This window comes from Aquitalea sp. ASV11 (assembly GCF_016429185.1).
GTDB classification, from domain to species: Bacteria; Pseudomonadota; Gammaproteobacteria; order Burkholderiales; family Chromobacteriaceae; genus Aquitalea; species Aquitalea pelogenes.
Genome location: NZ_JAELUD010000334.1, coordinates 1 through 253, shown reverse-complemented (window position 1 = coordinate 253; position 253 = coordinate 1). Strand labels below are relative to the sequence as shown.

1 pseudogene is annotated in these 253 nt (G+C 67.6%); it reads right to left on the bottom strand.

Annotated elements, in window-relative coordinates:
* A pseudogene (locus JHD62_RS22445) lies at positions 1-253 on the bottom strand (hypothetical protein); the annotation flags it as partial.

Genomic DNA, 253 nt, shown 5'->3' with positions numbered 1-253 from the left:
AATCAAACACCCGCTCCGGCTGGCGCGGACGCGACAGCGTCACCGGGATGATTTCCGCGGCAAAGCGGCCCTGCTGCTGTGCGGCGTGCCAGCGTTGTTGCGATTGCAGGGCAAAGCAGTCCTGATCCTGTCTCTTATACACATCTCCGAGCCCACGAGACGAACGCAATAATCGCGTATGCCGTCTTCTGCTTGAAAAGGGGGGGGGGGGGGGGGGGGGGGGGGGGGGGGGGGGGGGGGGGGGGGGGGGGGG